General features: G+C 44.8%; 18 protein-coding genes. 12 read left to right on the top strand and 6 right to left on the bottom strand.

The features are described 5' to 3' along the window. Positions 1-97 precede the first annotated feature (97 nt). Positions 98-1,444, top strand: coding sequence for a rhodanese-like domain-containing protein (locus tag Q0L00_RS07500; protein ID WP_297336254.1), 1,347 nt, complete (start codon positions 98-100; stop codon positions 1,442-1,444). Between the two features lie 192 nt (positions 1,445-1,636). After that, positions 1,637-1,876: a hypothetical protein gene (locus Q0L00_RS07495; RefSeq protein WP_297336253.1), complete on the top strand. Its 240-nt coding sequence runs from the start codon at positions 1,637-1,639 to the stop codon at positions 1,874-1,876. Between the two features lie 140 nt (positions 1,877-2,016). Here Q0L00_RS07495 and Q0L00_RS07490 read toward each other — a convergent pair whose 3' ends face one another. After that, positions 2,017-4,203, bottom strand: a complete 2,187-nt coding sequence (locus Q0L00_RS07490) for a S9 family peptidase (RefSeq protein WP_297336252.1) — start codon at positions 4,201-4,203, stop codon at positions 2,017-2,019. A gap of 350 nt (positions 4,204-4,553) precedes the next feature. Between Q0L00_RS07490 and Q0L00_RS07485 the strand changes: the two genes are divergently transcribed. The 4 genes from Q0L00_RS07485 to Q0L00_RS07470 all read left to right on the top strand — a co-directional run bounded on the left by Q0L00_RS07485 (position 4,554) and on the right by Q0L00_RS07470 (position 8,628). Next, a complete protein-coding gene (locus tag Q0L00_RS07485) occupies positions 4,554-5,540 on the top strand; it encodes a D-alanine--D-alanine ligase (protein ID WP_297336251.1) in 987 nt (328 codons plus the stop codon). Between the two features lie 154 nt (positions 5,541-5,694). Further along, on the top strand, positions 5,695-6,858 hold the full coding sequence (locus tag Q0L00_RS07480; protein WP_297336250.1) for an AIR synthase related protein: 1,164 nt from the start codon (positions 5,695-5,697) through the stop codon (positions 6,856-6,858). A gap of 3 nt (positions 6,859-6,861) precedes the next feature. Continuing rightward, on the top strand, positions 6,862-8,211 hold the full coding sequence (locus tag Q0L00_RS07475) for a neutral/alkaline non-lysosomal ceramidase N-terminal domain-containing protein (RefSeq protein ID WP_297336249.1): 1,350 nt from the start codon (positions 6,862-6,864) through the stop codon (positions 8,209-8,211). A 24-nt stretch (positions 8,212-8,235) separates the two neighbouring features. Continuing rightward, complete coding sequence (locus tag Q0L00_RS07470; RefSeq protein ID WP_297336248.1) at positions 8,236-8,628, top strand: DUF983 domain-containing protein; 393 nt, start codon at positions 8,236-8,238, stop codon at positions 8,626-8,628. Here the strand turns inward: Q0L00_RS07470 and Q0L00_RS07465 are convergent. Then, the gene (locus tag Q0L00_RS07465) at positions 8,625-9,230 is read right to left on the bottom strand and encodes a methyltransferase domain-containing protein (protein WP_297336247.1); all 606 of its coding nucleotides are present in this window, start codon (positions 9,228-9,230) and stop codon (positions 8,625-8,627) included. The two genes, Q0L00_RS07470 and Q0L00_RS07465, sit on opposite strands and share 4 nt — an antisense overlap. Before the next feature lie 35 nt (positions 9,231-9,265). Between Q0L00_RS07465 and Q0L00_RS07460 the strand changes: the two genes are divergently transcribed. Next, on the top strand, positions 9,266-10,624 hold the full coding sequence (locus tag Q0L00_RS07460; RefSeq protein WP_297336246.1) for an acyl-CoA dehydrogenase family protein: 1,359 nt from the start codon (positions 9,266-9,268) through the stop codon (positions 10,622-10,624). A gap of 91 nt (positions 10,625-10,715) precedes the next feature. On the opposite strand, the gene Q0L00_RS07455 is transcribed toward Q0L00_RS07460, so the two are convergent. Then, positions 10,716-11,546, bottom strand: a complete 831-nt coding sequence (locus tag Q0L00_RS07455) for a hypothetical protein (RefSeq protein WP_297336245.1) — start codon at positions 11,544-11,546, stop codon at positions 10,716-10,718. Between the two features lie 89 nt (positions 11,547-11,635). On the opposite strand from Q0L00_RS07455, the gene Q0L00_RS07450 reads away from it, so the two are divergent. After that, positions 11,636-12,271, top strand: a complete 636-nt coding sequence (locus Q0L00_RS07450; RefSeq protein WP_297336244.1) for a GDSL-type esterase/lipase family protein — start codon at positions 11,636-11,638, stop codon at positions 12,269-12,271. A gap of 20 nt (positions 12,272-12,291) precedes the next feature. Here Q0L00_RS07450 and Q0L00_RS07445 read toward each other — a convergent pair whose 3' ends face one another. Then, on the bottom strand, positions 12,292-12,543 hold the full coding sequence (locus Q0L00_RS07445) for a hypothetical protein (RefSeq protein WP_297336274.1): 252 nt from the start codon (positions 12,541-12,543) through the stop codon (positions 12,292-12,294). A gap of 104 nt (positions 12,544-12,647) precedes the next feature. Here Q0L00_RS07445 and Q0L00_RS07440 point away from each other — a divergent pair, with 104 nt between their 5' ends. From Q0L00_RS07440 to Q0L00_RS07425, 4 genes are all read left to right on the top strand, one after another. Next, on the top strand, positions 12,648-13,244 hold the full coding sequence (locus Q0L00_RS07440) for a Crp/Fnr family transcriptional regulator (RefSeq protein ID WP_297336243.1): 597 nt from the start codon (positions 12,648-12,650) through the stop codon (positions 13,242-13,244). A gap of 59 nt (positions 13,245-13,303) precedes the next feature. After that, on the top strand, positions 13,304-14,182 hold the full coding sequence (locus tag Q0L00_RS07435; protein WP_297336242.1) for a pirin family protein: 879 nt from the start codon (positions 13,304-13,306) through the stop codon (positions 14,180-14,182). 186 nt (positions 14,183-14,368) lie between these two features. Further along, positions 14,369-14,752, top strand: coding sequence for a hypothetical protein (locus Q0L00_RS07430; protein WP_297336241.1), 384 nt, complete (start codon positions 14,369-14,371; stop codon positions 14,750-14,752). 82 nt (positions 14,753-14,834) lie between these two features. Beyond that, positions 14,835-16,505 carry a sodium-dependent transporter gene (locus Q0L00_RS07425; protein ID WP_297336240.1) on the top strand — a complete coding sequence of 557 codons (1,671 nt, stop codon included), beginning with the start codon at positions 14,835-14,837 and terminating at the stop codon, positions 16,503-16,505. Positions 16,506-16,747: 242 nt separating this feature from the next. On the opposite strand, the gene Q0L00_RS07420 is transcribed toward Q0L00_RS07425, so the two are convergent. Beyond that, the gene (locus Q0L00_RS07420; protein ID WP_297336239.1) at positions 16,748-17,914 is read right to left on the bottom strand and encodes a PepSY-associated TM helix domain-containing protein; all 1,167 of its coding nucleotides are present in this window, start codon (positions 17,912-17,914) and stop codon (positions 16,748-16,750) included. Next, positions 17,915-20,293: a TonB-dependent receptor gene (locus Q0L00_RS07415; RefSeq protein WP_297336238.1), complete on the bottom strand. Its 2,379-nt coding sequence runs from the start codon at positions 20,291-20,293 to the stop codon at positions 17,915-17,917. It abuts the gene before it with no gap. Positions 20,294-21,170 lie beyond the last annotated feature (877 nt).

Below are 21,170 nucleotides of genomic sequence, written 5' to 3'. Positions count from 1 at the left end.
AACATAAGGATTAAATGGGCAAAAGTGATAAGTATCACTGAAACGGACTTTTATCAAGCCTTACCTTTGTTTCATCAAATTAGAAAACACGAGAAACATGAATATTCAACAATTTTATGACGAAGGATTAGCTCATGCAAGCTATGCCATACTGAGCGAAGGGAAAATGGCGTTGGTAGATCCAGGGCGAAACCCACAGCCCTACTATGACTATGCCGCGGCCGCAGAGGCAAAAATTGTCGCGGTAATCGAAACCCACCCACATGCAGATTTTGTAAGCTCCCATTTGGAATTCCACCAAAATGAAGGAGCCATCATTTATGTCTCCAAACTGGTAGGTGCCGAATATCCACATACCGGATTTGATGAAGGTGATTCCTTTGAAATGGGTAAAGTTTCTTTCCATGCTTTACATACTCCCGGTCACTCTCCTGATTCGATCAGTATTCTACTCAAAGACGAAAATAGGAAAGATTATGCGCTGTTTTCGGGTGATACCCTCTTTATCGGGGATGTAGGTCGTCCAGACCTTCGTGAAAAGGCTGGTAACCTGAAAGCACAACGAGAGGAACTTGCCAAAATGATGTACCATACCGTTCAGGATAAACTGAAGCCTTTGGCCGATGAGGTCATCGTTTATCCCGCCCATGGCGCGGGTTCGCTTTGTGGCAAAAACCTGAGCGATGCCCGTCAATCCACCATTGGGGAACAGCGTGCAAGCAACTGGGCATTTGGAAATGTGGATGAAGTGACCTTTGTTAATTCACTACTTGAAGGCCAACCCTACATTCCAAAATATTTTGGATATGATGTAGACATGAATAAAAAAGGAGCTCCGGCTTACCAGCGTTCAATTTCTCAGGTGAGCATTTGGCCAGAAGGCTCCAATCTTCCTGAAGGGGCGTTGGTTATTGATAGTAGAGAGCAGGACAAATTCAGAAAAGGCCACCTTCCCGGTGCGATCAATATCATGAACGGCGGAAAGTTTGAGACTTGGTTAGGCTCCATTGTGAGTCCCGAAGAGAAATTTTTCTTAGTTGCCGACACAGTTGCCGAACTGGAAATCCTAATCTTCAAAGCAGCCAAAATCGGATACGAACAGCTCATCAGAGGTGCCGTGGTCAATCCGGAGGGCATGACAGAAACAGAGAATAACTTCGATGTAGAGGCCTTCAAATCCAATCCGGATGCCTTTACCATTGTAGATATCCGAAGCAAGGATGAGCATAAAAACTCAGCTATTTTTGAGCAAAGCATCAACATTCCTTTGCATGAACTCCGTGAGCGCACTGGTGAAATCCCAACCCAAAAACCGGTTGTGGTTCATTGCGCCGGTGGGTATCGCTCTGCAGCAGGTTCGAGCATTGTCGCAGGAGCCTTGAAAAATGCGAAAGTATTGGACTTTAGCGAAGCAATTAAGGACTTCCAAAAAGAAGTGCACTAAGCAGATAGAAAAGTTGAAAATCCCCTACCCCTAAAGCCCCTGCACATTCAGGGGCTTTTTTATGGACTTTGGGATAGGAACCGATCTGATTTAAAAACTTTTTAACCGCCCCATTCGAGTTTCTTTAGCAAAAGCTTATTCCAAATCCGAACCATTTTGGCTAATTTGGAGTCAAAGAAGAAACAGATTTCCATGAGCCGAGAGGAATTCAAGAACATGCCTTTACACCAAAAGATCAAAACCCTTTATTTAGAGGGTACTTTTGTGGTGGCTATTCGCTATTACCGGCACAAGGTCAATCTGTATCTTTTGGAAAATGAATACGTGGAAGTTTTTTACAATCACAAAGAAGATAAAATCGACAAAATCGACTTTTTACCTCGAGACCACAGTCGTATGAAATTCTACCTCGATCAAATTAAGCTAGCTTAAACCGGCAAGAAATGAAAAATCACTAAAACTCAAGAAGTGTTTTATTCTTACCTAGTTCCTTTACACCCGATATTCCAAGTTTCCCTTATTCTCCCGGGATAAAAAAACCGCAGAATGCTCATCCTGCGGTTCTTTAATTTTTAAAGCTTTCTTTTTAAGAAATCTGTCATCTGTGTGTATAAATGCCAGGTGGTATTTCCACCGTAAATCCCATGGTTTCGATTGGGATAATAAAAGGTCTCAAACTGCTTATCGGCAGAAATCAAGGCATTGACCAAGTCCACGGTATTCTGAAAGTGCACGTTATCATCTCCAGTCCCGTGGATCAGCAGGTAATTGCCTTTCAGTTTATTGACATGAGTAATTGGGCTATTGTCATCGTATCCGGCAGCATTGAGTTGAGGAGTCTGCAGGTAGCGCTCCGTATAAATCGTATCGTAATATCGCCAGGTCGTCACAGGTGCCACAGCAATCGCAGTTTTAAACACCTCATTTCCGATCATTAACGCCAGCGAGGACATATATCCACCATAGGACCATCCCCAGATCCCGATTCGCTCAGGATCGACAAAGGATTGCTTGGCAAAATACTTGGCACCTTCGATCTGATCGACGGTTTCAATCTTTCCCAAATTTGCATAAGTTGAGTGCTTGAAATCCCGGCCTCGTGCTCCAGTACCCCGATTATCCACACAGGCTACGATAATCCCTTCAGCAACCAAGGCCTGATGCCAAAAGTCACGCGTACCGCCCCAAGCATTCAACACATTTTGAGAACCCGGGCCTCCATAGACATACATCAACACAGGATATTTTTTGTTGGGATCAAAGTCAGCCGGCTTGATGAGGTAGCCATTGAGTTCGGTCCCATCCACCGTCGGAAACGTAAAAAACTCTTTCTGCCCTAAAGCAAAGCCCTTCATACGCTCTTTCAATTCGGTATTTTCTTCCAAAACTTTGAGCATTTTGCCGGCATTATCATTCAGTGTGACCACTTGCGGATTTTCGGTGGTCGAATAGTAATCAATAAAAAACCGGAAGTCAGGGCTCATGTTGATGCGGTGGGTTCCAGTTGCTGGAGTCAAGGCTTTTTTATTTTTACCATTCAGATCTATCGCATAAAAATTCCTTTCCAAAGGAGAATTCTCCGTAGATACGAAATACACTTTCTTAGCCTTTTCATCTACTCCAACCAATTCAGAAACTTCCCAGTTGCCTGTAGTGATTTGCCGGATCAAGCTACCATCCATCGCATGATGATAAATGTGCTTGAATCCATCTTGTTCGGAAGTGCGAATAAAGCTCTTCCCATCGCTGAGGTACTGCAGGTTATCATTGTAATTCAGATCCACATAGGTCTCAGATTTTTCTGAAAGAATTAGCTTGCTCTCTCCTGTGCTGGCATCGGCATGAAAGAGGTCTAGTTGGTTTTGAAGGCGATTCAATCGGATAAAAGCCAGCTGATTGGCATCTTGGGTCCAATAGATTCTCGGAAGGTAAATATCGGACTCCAATCCGGTATCTATTTTTTGTATTTCCTCAGTGGAAACATCAAACACGTGAATACTTACCTGGGAATTTTTCTCTCCGGCCTTGGGGTATTTAAATCGGTAATCCTGGGGATAAAGTGATCCCCAAAGCTGCATATTAAACTCCGGTACTTCTGATTCATCAAATCGGATAAAAGCGATCTTTTTACCGTCCGGAGACCATTTGAAAGCTTGAGCCATGGAGAATTCCTCTTCATACACCCAGTCTGCCGAGCCATTAATAATTTTATTCCACTCCCCGTCTCTAGTGATTTGAGTCAAGACATTGCTCGCCAAATCCACCAAGTATAGGTTGTTTTCTTTGACAAAAGCCACTTTGTCATTATCCGGAGAAAGGGTTGCGTAGGAAATCTTCTCCCCGTTCATCAGCTGCTGCTTTTCTCCTGAGGCCATATCGACCACATAAAAGACTCCTTTGCTAGATCGTCGGTAGATCGACTCCACATCGGAAGCAATCAGGGCTTTGGATTCATCGGCATTGAAGGAATAAGAAGTAAAGTTCACTCCAAGTTTACGTCCATCCAGGAGTACGGCTTCTTCCTGCCCCGTCGCTAGATTAATTTTCACCACCGTAGGTGAACCTCCACGATTGACCAGTGAACTGTAATATTGTCCATCTTTCATCCAATTGATGCCATAGATCGATTTTTGGCTGAAGGAATTTTTCTTAAATACATCCTCCAGCGTTACTTTTTTCAGCTCTTGGGCCTGCAGGCTAACCAGACTCATTGACAGAATGAGCATCATCAGACCGCCTATTTTCCAACTTTTTATCATCAGCTAATTGTTTTTGGGTTTTTTCGAATTTGTTGGGCGAATATAAAAAAAGTCTGGAAGCTTCTGGGTTGACATTCCCTGACAAATCCGTGATTAATTATCTCTTAACTTTCCTTAACCCAGGTGAAAGTCATCACTCCTGCTTTTTTGCCAACAGGCTCTTCAATGGGAATCCTTTAGTTCTATCCTAGACAAACACCGGTTGTGAATAGCCACTTCCAGTTGCAGAACAAATGGTATCTGAGCCCCATACACTAACTCTTTCAGGAATTTTCGATCCTGCTGAAAGTGGATAAGATTTGCAGCATCCAAGGTTTTTCTTCTATTTTGCTTGAGAAATTTTTCCCATCATGAAGAAAAAAATTGCCTTGGTTACCGGTGGATTTACCGGAGAATCTGTCATCTCCCTAAAAAGTGCTGCTATCGTCGAAAAAACCATCGACCGAGACCGATACGATGTCTATAAGATCCTGATTTATCCGGGAGATTGGTACTTCGAAAGTGCCTCGGGCGAAAAAATACCAGTGGACTTAAATGATTTTTCTATCAGCATCGGAGACGAAAGAATTACTTTTGATGGGGTGTTCAATATCCTTCACGGTTCCCCCGGAGAAGACGGAAAACTTGCCGGGTATTTCGATATGCTCGGGATTCCCTACACTACCTGTGATCAGTTGACCTCGGCTATAACCATGAACAAAGGCTACACTAAAGCCATCGTGGATGACATTCCAGAACTTCACATTGCCAAATCTCTCCAGCTTTTTGGAAACGGCCCCTCAACTCTGGACCGAATACAAAAGGAATTGAGTTTACCACTTTTCATCAAGCCCAACAATGGCGGCAGCTCCATTGGAATGAGCAAAGTCAAAACTTGGGAAGAATTACCCGAAGCCTTGGATAAGGCATTTGCCGAAGACAAACAGGTCCTTGTCGAAGAATTTGTATCCGGCAGAGAGTTTTCAATTGGGGTATTTCGGGGGAAAGGAGAAATCAAGGTCCTGCCTGCCACCGAAATTGTGAGCAGCAAGGAATACTTTGATTTTGAGGCCAAATACACCGCCGGGGTCACCGAAGAAATCACCCCGGGCCGGATGAACAAGGAGGAAGTTGAACGAGTCGCCCGAATTGTGGAAAAAATCTATGAAAAGCTAAACTGCAAAGGAGCTGTTCGGGTGGACTATTTTTTAGAAAAAGAAAGCGGAAAATTTTTCTTCATCGAAATCAATACGGTACCCGGTCAAACCGAAACCAGTTTGATCTCCCAGCAAGTAAGGGCCATTGGAATGGAGGTGAAAGATTTTTACACCCAGTTGATCGAGGAGATGTTTGATTGAATGCAAAAAAAGGCGAATAGAATCATAAGGTTAAGCCTAAGTATGAGGTAAGGACTAGCTCAGCGAGTTAGCCGAGTTATATTTCCTTCATATTTCCTTCTTCAATGAATGGGAATACTTAACTTTGTCAGCAGGTAACCAATCCCAAAATCCCATGAACGAGCGCTACATGCAGCGCGGTGTCTCCGCCTCCAAAGAAGATGTGCATCAGGCCATCGCCAACCTCGATAAAGGTCTATTCCCCAAAGCTTTCTGTAAAATAGTTGAAGACACCTTGGGCAATGACCCGGATTTTTGCAATATCATGCATGCCGATGGAGCCGGAACCAAATCAGCTCTCGCCTACCTCTATTGGAAAGAGACCGGAGATCTCAGCGTCTGGAAAGGAATTGCTCAAGACGCCATCATCATGAACATGGATGATCTACTTTGCGTGGGAGCCATCAATAATATTTTGGTCTCCTCTACCATTGGCAGAAATAAAAATCTAATTCCAGGTGAGGTGATATCGGCCATCATTCAGGGCACCGAAGAAGTACTTCAAATGCTTCGGGACCACGGAGTCCACGCTGTTTTGACCGGAGGAGAAACCGCCGATGTGGGAGATTTAGTTCGGACCGTAATCGTGGATAGTACCGTGACCTGCCGAATGCCCAGAGCAGAAGTCATCTCCAATGATAAAATTCAAGCCGGTGACGTGATTGTAGGCTTAGCCTCCTTTGGCAAAGCCAACTATGAATCCGAGTACAATGGTGGAATGGGGTCCAATGGCCTAACCTCCGCACGACATGATGTATTCAATTCGATTTTAAAAAGCAAATTCCCCGAGTCCTTTGATCCAGCTGTTCCCCAGGATCTGGTTTACTCAGGAAAATACCACTTGACAGACCCTGCTCCGGGAACCCCCTTGGACATGGGCAAATTGGTGCTTTCTCCCACCCGAACCTATGCTCCGATTATGGTTGACGTGTTAAATTACCTTCGCCCCCATATTCATGGATTGGTGCACTGCTCGGGAGGAGCCCAAACCAAAGTCTTACATTTTGTGGATCAGGTTCATGTGATAAAGGACAACCTTTTTGAAACGCCTCCTCTATTCCGCATCATCCAAGAGGAAAGCGGTACGGATTGGAAAGAAATGTACAAAGTCTTCAATATGGGACATCGAATGGAGGTTTACCTCGACGAGCGCTACGCCGAAGAAATCATCGACATTGCCGAATCCCATGGCGTAGAAGCACAAATTATCGGCCGAGTAGAAGCAGCCGAGGGTAAAAAGGTGACTATTCAGAGTTCCTACGGCACCTTTGAGTATTAATCCATGAATTGGAAAGCTGTATTTTTAACTTTTGGAAAGATCCTGCTTGGGATCTTTCTGTTTTTGGTCTTGGTGGCCCTTATTACGCTAACCCAGGTCGATCGAAGTCCTATTGCCGAGCAAGATTTTTACCGGCAAACCATGGATAACTTAGCCCGGCTTCCCTTTGAAAGCAGCAAAGGGGAAAACTGGCTCGCCGGCTGGGGAAAAGCCAACGTGACCCCCAGCGAGCCTGTGGATTTGGTCGGTTATGCACCTCGTGGCCCCTACGAATTTATCCAGGATAGCAGTTATGTCAAAACCATCGTACTGAGCAATGGAAAGCAAAAACTCGCCTGGCTCAATTATGAATTACTGATTGTACACCCTTCCTTAGCTCAGTCGGTCCGTGAAAAAATCCTAACTGAATTTCCTGACTTTTCTCAAATCCACTTTACGGCAACCCATACGCATTCGGGAATGGGAGGATACATGCCCGGCTTGTTAGGATCTTTGGCATTCGGAGGTTTTGACCCAAAAATCGTCGATCTGATCAGCGAGCGAAGTCTACTCGCTATCAAGCAAGCACGTTCCAGCATGGATACGGTCATGATCAATTTCAAAAAATCAGACGCTGGTCTATTAGTAGCCAATCGATTTGTAAAGGATGGTCCGACAGATCCTTTTGTCCGACAGCTTGTTTTTACCAAAAATTCAGGAGAAAAAGCCTGCCTGCTAACCTTTTCGGCCCATGCTACCTGCTTGAGTTCGAAATTCATGGGGCTTTCAGGCGATTATCCCTTTTACCTGATGGAGAAAATGGAAGAGCGAGAATTTGACTTTAGCCTATTTGCTTCCGGTACAGTCGGATCCCATCGTCCCTTACCGGTCGGTAATACGCCTAACGCTATTCAGGCTTATGCGCATTCCCTGGACTCCCTGGTCAGCCTAAAAATGACCCGCTTTGCCACAGTCAAAAATCCACGAATCAAAACTGCCACCCTCCCCCTCCGATTGCGGGAGCCACATTTGAGAATTTCCGATGAGATACGAATTCGCCCATGGCTGTTTAATCAGTTACTCGGGGAAACCAAGCCCCATATTCAGCTGACCCTGATCGGAAATGTACTCATGATTACGTCGAGTGGGGAAATTTCGGGAGTTTTTTATGAAAAGTGGGAAAACCTAGCAAAAGAAAAAGGCCTACACCTGATCATCACTACCTTCAATGGAGGATACATGGGCTATATTACTCCCGACGAGTTATACGATGAAAACTACCATGAAGTGCGGGAAATGAACTGGTACGGCCCGGGAAATGGTTACTATTTTGATCAGCTGATTCAGGAAAGTATTCGACGAATCGTCCTCTAATCCAAACTTCAAAAAATTCTCAAAATGAGTCATTCACCTAAAGGAGCTATCCTTAAAAGCATTTTCGGTTTCCAATGCCCCAAGTGTCAATCCGGTCCACTTTTCAAAAAAGGCTCCTTGCTCAAACCAGCCAGCTTGTTTCAAATGTATAAACATTGTCCCACATGCAATCAATCCTATGAGCCGGAACCCGGGTTTTATTTTGGGGCGATGTTTGTCAGCTATGCCATCAATACGGCCCTTTTTATTGCCGCTTGGGTAGCTTTGACTGTTCTTTATCCCGATTATACTTTAGGATTATTATTGGGGATTTTAGTCTTGGTAGTCATTTTAGGTTTACCCTTTACCTATCGATTGAGTCGTTCAATTTGGCTTGCCATTTTCGTCAGGTTTGATCCTAAGGCAGTAAAAGACTAAGGTTTTTTGCCAAACACCTGTGATTTAATCCAGCCCTTCTCCCAGCTCATTTCCTGTAAAAGTTCAAAGCCAGCATCGCTCATCAACTTTTCAATATCTGGTAAATCAACGCGAGAATGATGGGCAAAAAGCCTGAAAAAAGCAATCATAATCCACTGAATGAAAAGCTGCATTCGGTTTTTGGTGGGATAAAAATCCGAAATCATCACTTCTCCTTCAGGGCTTAACCGGTATTTGACTTGCTCTAAAAGTTCTAGGATTTCAGAGTCGGTCAGGGTGTCCAAAACGAAAGGCAAAAAAACCAAGGGATATTTTTTGGAATTGGATGAGCGGCCAAAACCACCCAAGTGAAAGGACAGCTCACTTTGGGATAAATTTCGTTGGGCTTGTTGGAGCATACTGGCCGAAAGTTCCCAATATTCCCCCGACAGTTCCTGTTGAATAGGCACAAAATGCTGACCATCTCCTCCACCGATGATAATTAGCGATTTGTTTGGTATCTTGGATTGAAAACAAGTCGTTGCTTTTTCGATTTTAGCCCCGAACACCAAACGGGAAAGTTTCGAATAAAACGGAGCCAATAAACGGTATCGATCTTGCATTGGCTCAATTATACCACACAAAATCCTGAATCCGAATGAAAACCCTTTTTAAAAATCTTGTCGGCCTCCGCCAACTTTTGAAAACCATTGATCTTGACCAGATCTCTAAGCTTTCCCAAAAAGTCGATCTATCCAAAATGGTTGGCTTAGTCTCCCAAATGAGTGAGGAGGATTTGTCTAAAATGATGGGCATGCTTAAGGGAGGAAGCAAACCCAAAGTAATTCCGGCGGTCAACGGAGATTTTTACGAGTTGGGAAAAACCCTTCCCTCCCATGAGCGGGAAATCCAATTGCGTGTTCGTGAATTTATGGAGAGGGAGATCAAACCCATTGCCAATCACTATTGGAATCGTGCCGAGTTCCCCATGCAAATCATCCCGAGAATGGCCGAACTGGACATTGCTGGCTTGACCTATAAAGGCTACGGCTGTCCTGGACATTCCTTTTTGTTGGAAGGGTTTATTGCAATGGAAATGGCACGGATTGACACCTCCATTTCTACCTTTTTTGGGGTCCAGAGCGGTTTGGCCATGGGTTCCATTTATCTCTGTGGCTCCGAAGAGCAGAAAAAGGAATGGCTTCCTCAAATGCAGAAACTGGAGAAAATCGGAGCCTTTGGACTAACCGAGCCAGAGGTGGGCTCGGGAGTCGCCGGTGGATTGACCACCACCTGCAAGCGAACAGGGGAGGGCTGGATTTTAAATGGACAAAAGAAATGGATCGGAAACGCCACATTCTCCGATATGACCATTATTTGGGCGAGGGATCTGGATGATCAGCAGGTCAAAGGGTTTATTGTGCGCAAAGAAAACTCCGGTTTTAAAGCTGAAAAGATGGAGGATAAAATGGCCCTTCGAACCGTGCAAAACGCCTTGATTACTTTGACCCACTGTGAAATACCTGAAGCAGATCGATTGCAGGAAGCCCATTCATTCAAAGACACCGCTAAAGTCTTGCGGATGACTCGGGCCGGAGTAGCCTGGCAGGCGGTTGGCTGCGCCCGTGGAGCCTATGAATTAGCTTTGGCCTACACCAATGAGCGAAAACAATTTGGGAGACAAATCGCCTCTTTTCAGCTAGTACAGGACCTTCTGGTGACCATGCTGGGAGATTTAACCGCCATGCAGACGATGGTTTTTCGGCTTTCGCAAATGCAGGATCAGGGAGAACTCAACGACGAACACGCCTCCCTTGCGAAAGTTTTCTGCACCCAACGAATGCGCTCCATTGTAGATCAGGCCAGGGAATTATTTGGTGGAAATGGGATATTGCTCGAACATGATATCGCCCGGTTTGTAGCTGATGCCGAGGCAGTTTATAGCTATGAAGGCACCAAAGAAATCAATTCTCTTATCGTCGGTAGGGCCATTACCGGTCACAGTGCCTTTGTATAACTGATAGGGCACCATCACTATGAATCACGGCCTTTCCCTAGAAAGAAAGCGGTCAGGCCGTAGGTTAAATCAATAGGCATTTGTACTAAACCTAAAATAATAGCAAGACCCAAGGAATCGAAAAAGCCCATTCCATTCGCATGCGTTGCTGCTCGGGATTAAGTGTATTAGTCAAGAAAACAAAGACATGAACTAGCGTCATCAGTAGGAGAATCAATCCAAAAATCTTAAAAAAGGAGGGAAGAACAATCAATAAAGCCAGTTGGAGTACTACTAATGCAACGCCTAGATTTTTTATCCATTGGCGGAGATTCTGAGGGGAAATGGTTTTTGTTGCCGAGAAGAAACCGGCTTTCTGATCCTCTTTTGCATCGAGTTGAGATAAAATCAACAAATTAAGTAGGGCCAGCAAAAGGTAAAGTCCCAAAAACAAAAAAAATTCCCCGGATCGATCCAGTGGATTAGCACTTAAAAAGGGCAACCAAGAAATCCCGGCAACATAAAAAACCGCGATGGAAAACTCTTTCATCCAACCCTTCCCAAATTTCCAGACCAGCAGCCGAATTCCTCCAATCAACAACCCAAGTCCGATGGTGAGCTGTAGCTCCAAACCCCAGCCGAACCACCAAAATCCCCCAACCAAACCGAGTATTCCAAAAACGAACACCAAGCCAAGGATCAAATTACCTGATCTCCGGTGAAATTTCCTTCGACTAGATAAGAGTATTTCTTCTTTGCGCGAATCCAGGTAATGATCTAGATTGTAAATGCACCACACGGCCAATGCTAACAACACATAGGGAGGCCAAGCTAACTCTACATGAGCTACCTTCGAAAAAAACAACATCCCCGCCATGGCACCAAAAACCACATCCAGAGAAAAGTAAGAAATCCAACGAAGACGAGTTGCCAGGAAATGCATTTGGTAAAAATAGCTGACGCCCTGCTGTAAACAAGGACTTTTTCTTGAGTAAAATTTTCTATTTTGCTCATCTCTAAAATCAATATGCTATGAAAACCTTCTTTGCCTTTGCTATCGGAGTTCTCTTTTCCGTCTCAGCGTTTTCCCAAACTACCCTCAAAGTCGCCTGCGTAGGAAACTCCATTACCCAAGGTCCCGGACGTGATCATCCCGATAGCTATCCCCTTCAACTGCAGGAAATTCTTGGCAAATCCTACGAAGTCAAAAACTTTGGAGTGAGTGGTCGGACCCTATTAAAGAAAGGGGATTTTCCGTATTGGAATGAACCTCAGTTTGGAGAAGTGAAGGAATTTGCCCCGGATATTTTGGTTATCATGCTGGGTACCAATGATTCCAAGCCCCAAAACTGGGCTCATAAAGCAGATTTTCGAAGCGATTATCTAGAGCTGATTGCTGAGTTTAAGAAATCAATGCCTGCCGATGGCAACGTGTATGTCGTTATGCCGGTGCCGGTGACCAAAGATAATTTTGGGATTACAGCAGAAGTGATGAATAATGAACAGCGAATGATGATCATCGACATTGCCCAGTCAAGCGGTTCAGAGCTCATCGATCTGTACACTCCCTTGATGGACAGAGCTGATCTCCTTCCGGACGGGGTCCATCCCAATACTGAAGGATTAGGCATCATGGCCGCTTCCGTGGCTCGGGCAATTCGGCTGTAGAAATTGTTAATTCGGTCAATCTACAGTACTCTGGATTCAGAATATAAATCGTAAGCGGCTACGAGCATTTGTCGTTCGGGAGTAGTGCCATAACGGGGATAGCTTTGAATTTCTGAGCGAGTTTGAACAAAAACCGGCAAATATTCTCCCTCAAATTCATCCCAGATCACCAAAAGATAGGCATAGGAAATCTTACTTTCCCGGCCTTTTTCAAGCCAGGTTTCAAAAAGTGACTCTTCCAATGACAACGGAAAATCGGGACTGTCAAACATCATAGAAATTAGAATTTGCTCAAAGATAAAACAGAAAATGAGATAGCCTTTCCTCCCGCTAACTCCATGAGACTTTCCTTGATTTTTTTGTAAATTGAATTTCGATGAACAACTTCCGATTCACTCATTTTCTGACTTCAAACGCCCACTTAGACCGGGACTTGACCGATCAGATCCTGTCGCATTGCAGCCGAAAAGAAGTACGTAAAGGAACCTTCCTCCTTCGTTCCGGAGAAAAAATCCAGCATTCCTTTTTTGTCGAAAAAGGTTTACTCAAGCAATACGCAGTGGATAAAAAAGGCAAGGAACATATTCTGCAGTTTGCCCCGGAAAACTGGCTGATGGCCGATCGGGAAAGCGAATATTTTGACCAAGCCTCTTCTTACTTCATTGAGTCGATCGAGGACAGTGAGATCTTTTACATCAACAAAGACCTGATTCTTCAGCTGGCAAAAGCCGATGAACGGTTTATTGCCTTCAATAATTTTCTTCTCCACCGTCATATTCGGAGTCTGCAAAAACGCATTACCCAGCTTCAAAGTGCCCCTGCTGAAGAACGCTACCTTGACTTTATCCAGACCTACCCTGATCTCACCTTGAGAGTTCCCCAAACCCACATTGCTTCCTATTTGGGCATCACACCCGAGAGTCTCAGTCGGGTCCGCAAAGAACTTGCTGATCGGCATCGCAGCCATTCTTAACCTACATCAAGGGATGGAAGCTTACATCACTCTACCTTTGAAGAAAAAAAGGAGGAAAAATGACAAGCAAACGAATTGAACTCATTGCCAAACCCAATCCAGCTCACTTTGTTGGAGATGGATTTCGGGTGCATAATTTCATCCCAAGCTATCCCGGTTTGGATATGAAGCGAATGGATCCTTTCATTATGCTGGATTACAATTCCAAGTATGCCTTCCCTGCAAGTTCAAGTCCAAAAGGGGTCGGCGTACACCCACACCGAGGATTTGAAACGGTGACCATCGCCTATAAAGGAAAAGTAGAACATCACGATTCAGCTGGAGGAGGCGGGGTTATCGGAGAAGGCGGAGTGCAATGGATGACCGCCGCCAGCGGTGTTTTACACAAAGAATATCACGAGCGGGAATGGAGTAAAACCGGAGGAGATTTTCAAATGGTCCAACTCTGGGTCAACCTTCCTGCCCAATACAAAATGAGTGCCCCCAAATACCAAGCGTTAGATCATGAAAAAATCGCTAAGGTCAATCTACCTGAAGGCGCTGGTATTGTAGAGGTGATTGCAGGAGAATTTAAGGGCATTCAAGGAAGTGCCAGTACCTTTAGCCCCTTAAATATGCTCAATACCAAACTGGAAAAAGATGGGCAAGTGGAATTCACAATTCCAGCTGACCATAACACAGCCATGCTGGTTGTGGAAGGGAGTGTTCGAGTCAATGACACCGATATCGTCCCCACCGACCATTTGGCACTCTTTGAAAACAAGGGGGAGAACTTTACTGTTTTCGCTCTGCAAAAGGCTGTCGTACTGATTCTCAGCGGAGAACCCTTAAACGAACCCATCGCTGCCCATGGTCCATTTGTGATGAATACCCGGGCGGAATTGATGGAGGCTTTCCGGGATTTCAACGAAGGAAAATTCGGATACTTGGAGGATTAAATCCAAATTCCTTACCTCAGCAAAAGGCGGAACATCCTATTCCGCCTTTTTTTATTTTCACTGAAAGAAAAGATCACCCAAGTCAACGTACCTCAATTTCAAACCTTATTGTGGTTAAAAAAAAATTTTTTCAACCCTTAAAAAATCAATCAAAATTTTAGAATAGCTTTGGCGCAAATTCATCCGATGATACGGAAATTCTTTTCTTCTCATCCTCTCATGGATCAAAAATACGCCTCATGCTTAATGACGGGTTTGGCCTTTTGTTTTGTCATGGCTTGGATTCTTTTTTTAATTCCTAACCGGGAAGTTTATCAGTCCCAAGCAACTGAAACCCGACTTATCTTTTCGGATTTAAACCTTTCTGACTTGGGGTATTTGCCCATAGCCAACCCCTATGCTTCTCAGTTCAAAAATCAAGAAACCTCCTCTGATGGAGATATTCGACTGGGCTTATACTTACCTTCAAAAGGGGTTGATTTGGAAGAAAAACAACTGTTGGATTTAAGTCATAATCTCTCATTTAATTCGATTCTATCCCAGATCCACCCTTCTCATTTTTACTTCTAAGCGCTGGATTTTCCTCGCCTCGGCCAACATCTAACGGCCAACCCACTCACGTTTTTCAAATTCTGAATCACACCATTCATTCATGGAAAAAATAACTTTGCCTAAAGAGGCCTGGGGATCCAGGCTCGGGCTGATTCTTGCGATGGCAGGAAATGCGGTAGGACTGGGTAACTTTCTTAGATTTCCTGTCCAAGCCGTCCAAAATGGGGGTGGCGCATTTATCATCCCCTACTTGGTTTGCTTTCTGCTCTTGGGAATACCCCTGCTATTTATTGAATGGTCTTCCGGTAGGTATGGGGGAAAGTTCGGAAACCACAGCACCCCATTTATTCTGGATACCATGGGTAAGCGGGCCGCTTGGAAATACATCGGGGTATTTGGGATTTTCACCAACATCGGCGTAGTGGCTTATTATACCTACATCGAATCCTGGAGCTTTTCGTATGTGCTTCATGCCTTAATTGGAACCTTTGAAAGTCTGTCACAGGCTGAGGTAGCCCAATTTTTTGACCGGTATATTTCACTAGGAAGCAGCACCTTGGGTATTCCTTTGGAACCTTTGTTTTTTTACGTTTTGGTGCTTTTTCTCAATGTTTATATTCTTTCCAAAGGTTTGGGAGGAATCGAAAAGGTCGCCAAAATCGGAATGCCTTTATTGATTTTATTTGGGATTATTTTGGCCGTAACGGCTTACCGATTGGGAGATTCGGGGCGGTCTGCCGAATTTCCCCAGGCCAATGCATGGGATGGGTTTAATTTTCTTTGGACACCCCAATTTGACTCCCTGCTCAATCCCAAAGTCTGGTTGGCTGCGGCCGGCCAGATTTTCTTTACCCTTTCAGTGGGTATGGGCACCATTCAATGCTACGCCGCCTACCTTGACTCCAAAGACGACATCGCTTTGAATGCGGTATCTGCCGGATTTATGAATGAATTTGTGGAAGTAGTTTTGGGAAGTGCCATCGTCATACCCATCGCAGCGGGTTATTTGGGAATCGACTGGGTATTAGAAAATGCCGGATTCGGAATGGCCTTTCAGACGATGCCTTTTCTGTTCCAGCAATGGGGGGAATTCTTTGCCGCCATCGCCGGAGTTTCCTGGTTTGGTCTGTTGTTCTTCGCCGGCATCACCTCCTCTCTTGCCATGGGTACCCCTTGGATGGGATTTATGAAGGATGAATTTGGCTGGGGAAAGAAAAAAGGAGCTTATTCTTTTGGACTCATGGCCTTAGTGATGGGACTTCCTACAGTACTGTTCTACCAACAGGGTGTCTTTGAAGAATACGATTATTGGGCAGGCACGGTGAGTTTGGTGGTCTTTGCGCTTTTGGAATCCATTTTATTCGCCTGGGTATTTGGGATGAACAAAGGCTGGAATGAAATTACCACAGGAGCAGACATCAAGGTGCCTCAGGTCTATAGATTCATCATCAAATACATCACCCCTTTACTTTTACTCTTGGTCTTTTTGGGAGCCTTGATTACCCCAGAGGACAATGATTGGGCAACAACCATCCAATCACTCTTTAGTGGTCAGGGTTGGAATCTCGATCCCAATTCCATCATTGAAAAGCTCGCCCACAGCGATCTCAAAATGCAATTAGCAGCCAGTCAAAGTCAGGAAGAAAGCCGGATATTAGAAGAAAAAATTCGCTACGCTAACTTTGCCAGAATACAATTAGCATGTCTTTTTATGCTCATCTGTTTGCTGGTCTATTATGCCAATTACAAACGAAAAACTAAAGTCCAATGAATCCATTAGCTTTAACCCTACTCATGCTCACTCAGGCTTTGGTCACGGGTGCTACGCTTTACTTTCTACTTAAGGTATTGAAATCCCCAGAGAAAACTGAAAAATCTTAGCCCATAAGAGAGGGGAAAATTGAATTACTGGAATTCTGACTGCGGTGAGTGTCGAGCCTTTATACTTGGGAAAGGGAGTATTTTATTGAATTAAAATTCCCCTTCCCTTTTTTTATATCCAGGATTACTTCTTTAAGCGGGTACTGGCTCAGAAACCGCCTGCTTGACCTTTACCTTCCCTTTCTTCGATTTCTTTTTCCTTCCCCACCAAATTAAAAATCCAGTTACCGGCAAGGAGGCGACGATCGCACTTAGAAAAAAGGCAAGTACTTTCCCGGGTAAACCTGCAATTGCACCCACATGGATGTCATAATTCATCCGCTGAAGCTTATCTCCTATGCTAGCTTCCTCAAAACGGTTCCAGACATGGTCAACCGGGAGCTCCTCCAAAGTATATTGATCAAAATAGCGGTAATCCATTTTCCAATACGTGGAAGCATCCGGGTTGGCATTGGCCGCATAGGAACCGTGCTCGTAATCTGGCGGATGAACCTCGATCCATTCGGCATTGGGATATTCGGCGCGCATAGTCAACCAAACCTGATCAATCCCTGGAATTTCTCCGGTGTACTGTTGGGTAGAATCAGAGGCGGGTGCATAATATTCCACGAATTGTTTTCCACCTGTAGTGGCGGCATAGTAAGCATCCCTAAACCAGGTAAAGCCCCAGACCAATCCGGTTAGGGCAAAGACCAAGGCGAAAATCATCACATAAAATCCCAACACCTGATGGAGATCGTAATTCTTTCTTCTCCAACGGGCATCCCAGCGGATTTTGAAACTCTTACTGCTTCCTTTCTTCTTTTTGGGCCACCAAAGAACTAAGCCCGAAATCACCATCACCAAAAAGATCAGAGTAAAACTGGCGACAACCGGCTGTCCGATTTCCGGGGGCAACCAAAGGTAAAAATGTCCATCCAGAACTAGTCGAAAAAAGTCCGCGTACTCATCATTCAACTTGAGAATATCTCCGGTATAAGGATTGACATAGGCAATTTTATAATGATCATTTCCTTCGCCGTAGCTGAAAAATATTGCTTGAACCGATCGCTCCGCAGTCGGGTAAAGAATTCCGTGCAAGTGCCCCTCGGGAAAGGCCTCTTGGGCAATCTTACTGATTTGACTGGGGGGAAGGACAGCTTTGTCCTGTGGCTCCACAAACAAAAACGAATAGGTCAAGTCTTTAATTTCGGTCTGAAATGCATAGATGCATCCGGTCACTGCGACAATAAACACCACTAGCCCGGAAGAAAGTCCGAGCCAGAGGTGTATTTTTCCGAGCCAATGCTTTAGCTTCATTTAGAATCGGTAGTTAAAACTTAAGGCAATGTTTCGCAAGGACTGAGGAGTCACGGTGGACCAGCCCGAGAAATAACGTTCATTGCTCAGGTTATTGATTTTCAAAGCCAGCAAGTACTGACTGCTGGTGTAGCTGACCGCGGCATTAAAGACCTGATAGGCAGGAATCGCAAAGCTTCCATTGGCTCGGTTCAGCGTCAGATGCTCAGATGCAGCATTTCCCCCAAAACCCAATCCAAATCCTTTCAAACTTCCCGTGGGGATGGAATAGCTCAACCAGAAATTAACCAATTCCTCCGGTCCGGCTTCCTCGGGTCTCAAGCCCAGATACCCATTGATAGGATTGTCTTCGGTCACTTTCGCGGTATTGTTGGAGTAGCCGGCGATAATGCTCATTCCTTCGAAAGGAGAAGCGACCAAAGAAAACTCCACTCCCTTACTTTCCACCTCTCCTGCCTGTAGGGTATTGTTGATATTCTCCGGATCGTTGATCAGTCGATTTTTTACCCGGATATCGTAGTAACTCAAGGTGGCTGCCAGTTTATCTTTCAACAGGTTTGTTTTTACCCCAAACTCCAGCTGATTGGCTTGCTCCGGATCAAAAGCTTGTAATCTTGGATTGCTGCCATCGGCATTGGCTACCGTGCGCGGGGCTACATTGACAAAGCCGTTCATGTAGTTGGCAAATAGCGATACCTTGTCCTCAATCGGCTGATAAACCAGCCCCAGCTTAGGAGAGAGAGCCGTTTGGCTTTCTACTTCTTCCTCAATCCAGTAATCTGTTTTTCCTTCAAAGCGATCGGCCCGCAAACTAGCCATTACCGAGAGATTTGATCTCAGATTAATGACATCAGAGATATAGGCGCTCAAGACGGTACTTTTTCCGGTAGAATTTCCCTCGAAGGAATTGCGGAGCAAATCATCCACCCCTGCCTGAGTAAGCACTCCGGTATCACTTCCATCAGAAAGTTTGACTGAGCCATTGGCCACATACCCTGTACTTCCGTTGAAAATGCTTTGATCGTAATAGTCCAATCCCACGACCATTCGGTTTCTAAATTGCCCGATGGAGAAATCTCCGATGAAATTCTGCTGGATATCGGTGGTGATGGTTTGCCCATTTCGATCGGAGATAAAACGGGTAAAGGAATCTCCATCTCCGGCATCAAATAGGTAATGATAGTAGCCATTGGTCTCTGTCGCACTTCTGGAAATCACCGTTTGTGAAGTCCAATTGGGAGAAAGGGTATAAAGGGCTTGGGCCTGAATCCCGTAGCTGGGGTTTCGAATGCTTAATTCATTTCCCGTGAAGCTGTTTTCATAATTGGCTAAAAAAGGATCAATGCGATCAAATTTCAACTCTGCATTTCTGTTGAGAAAAATCATGGGGGCATTGACTGATTGAGATTGCAAAAACTCAGTATTGATCAGAAAAGTCAATCGCTCAGAGGCCTGAAACTTAAAAGAGGGAGCGATAAAAAAGGAGGTTCTATTTCCGGCATCCTGAAAGGTATTTTGGGACTGGTAGGCTGAATTGACCCGGATGGCGGTAGTTTCACTGATGGGCACATTGACATCGGCCGTCAGTCTGTTCATCCCGAAGCTTCCGGTAATAAAGCCAACTTCCCCTTTAAACAAGTCAAAGGGTTTTTTGGTGGTGATATTAATCAAGCCCCCATAAGAAATAACTGCACTTCCAAACAGGGTCCCAGAAGGTCCTTTGACCACGTCGATCGTCTCAATATTTGCCGGATCAAGTGCACCGTTATTCACGTTGGGCATACCATTAACCAAGGTCGGTTGGATGGAAAATCCACGCATGGAGTAGTACTCTGCCCCATCCCCTCCTCTACCGGTAGACTCCCAAAGACGGGTAACACCGGTAGCATTTTTCATCGCATCATTCATCGTAGTCACCACCTGTTCCCGCAGGAGGCGACCGGAAATGGAATTGTATACTTGTGGGTTTTCCAAGTCTTTTAAGGGAAGCTTCCCTACCGTAAAGCTGGAATCAGAATAAAACCGATTGGAGGAAAAATCAGTCACAACCACTTCGGCCAAGTCGGTTGAGCTTTCTTTTACCGAGAAATTCAGCGTAAGGGTTTGATTGGCACTTAGGCTGATTTCTTGTTCTTGCTTTTCCAATCCTACAAAAGAAGCAAAAACAGTATAGGAACCGGGTTCGATATTTTTGATTTCATAATTTCCAAAGCGGTCAGTGGTAGAGCCCTTGGAAAGACCTTTGATCCCCACGTTAACAAATTCAAGGGGTTGATTATCGGAGGTTGTGACTTGTCCTTTCAAGGTTGCAGATTGGGAAAGAACTACGAAATGAAGCATCCCAAACGCCAGGGTGAAGAGTAGAGATTTGATATTCATAAATCGGATTGATTTGACGCTGCAAACTTATTAATTGGATTAATTCTAAACAAACAATTTAGAATTAATCTCGATAAATAATTTTAACCCCTGATTAGAAGAAAAAATGTACACTTGTTTAACTCCCGGAAGTTGGATTGACCAAGAGCCAAACCACTTGGTAATTGCGATTCAAAAAATCAACTAGTTCATGGTTCAAACATTACACTGCGCTTTAATCGGGTAGGAGAGACGGGATTAGTTCCCGTTTCGACTTCCCACACCACCGTACGTACCGTTCGGTATACGGCAGTCTCTTGCTTTTACGCCTCGAAAGGCTTGTTTGGCGTTGTTTTCAGTTATCCTCCAATGGAATCACTCTTATCCATCCTTCGGATTCCGTCCTATTCTTTTGGTAAGGAGCCTGGTTTCCGAGTATCTGATCCTTTTCCTTTCGGTAACATTCATTCACTGCCATACGGCAAGGTTCGGGCCTTCCCAAACTAACTCGTGATCCGGTACTTTGCCTTCGGCTGACTCCTCATGACCAGCTTTACTCCGTACTTTCCCATACTTGAGGGATTTTCATACGTCCATGAGGTCTCCTCAGGTAAGGCAACCCACTTTCACTCCATGTCCCCACCTCATTTACACTCCGATGTCCGTGTAATCTTTGGATTTTGACTTACTTGGCCGTCTCATCCCATCGGATATGCCTGATAAGGTTCGTGTTCCTCGGGGTAACGATTTGCCGCCGGCTTCCTTCAGATTCCACCTTACGTTGGATACCCTTGCCTTAAGCTAACACTTCCAACTGCCAAGGCGTGTTCGGGACTTGCACCCTATAGCTATCGCCCATGCTGGGCACACCGAAAAAAAACCAATGGCCCAAAAGACC

It is taken from the genome of Algoriphagus sp., assembly GCF_024305035.1.
Taxonomy (GTDB): domain Bacteria; phylum Bacteroidota; class Bacteroidia; order Cytophagales; family Cyclobacteriaceae; genus Algoriphagus.
Note: the sequence above shows the minus strand (reverse complement) of the source record. Positions and strands in the feature narration are given on the sequence as shown.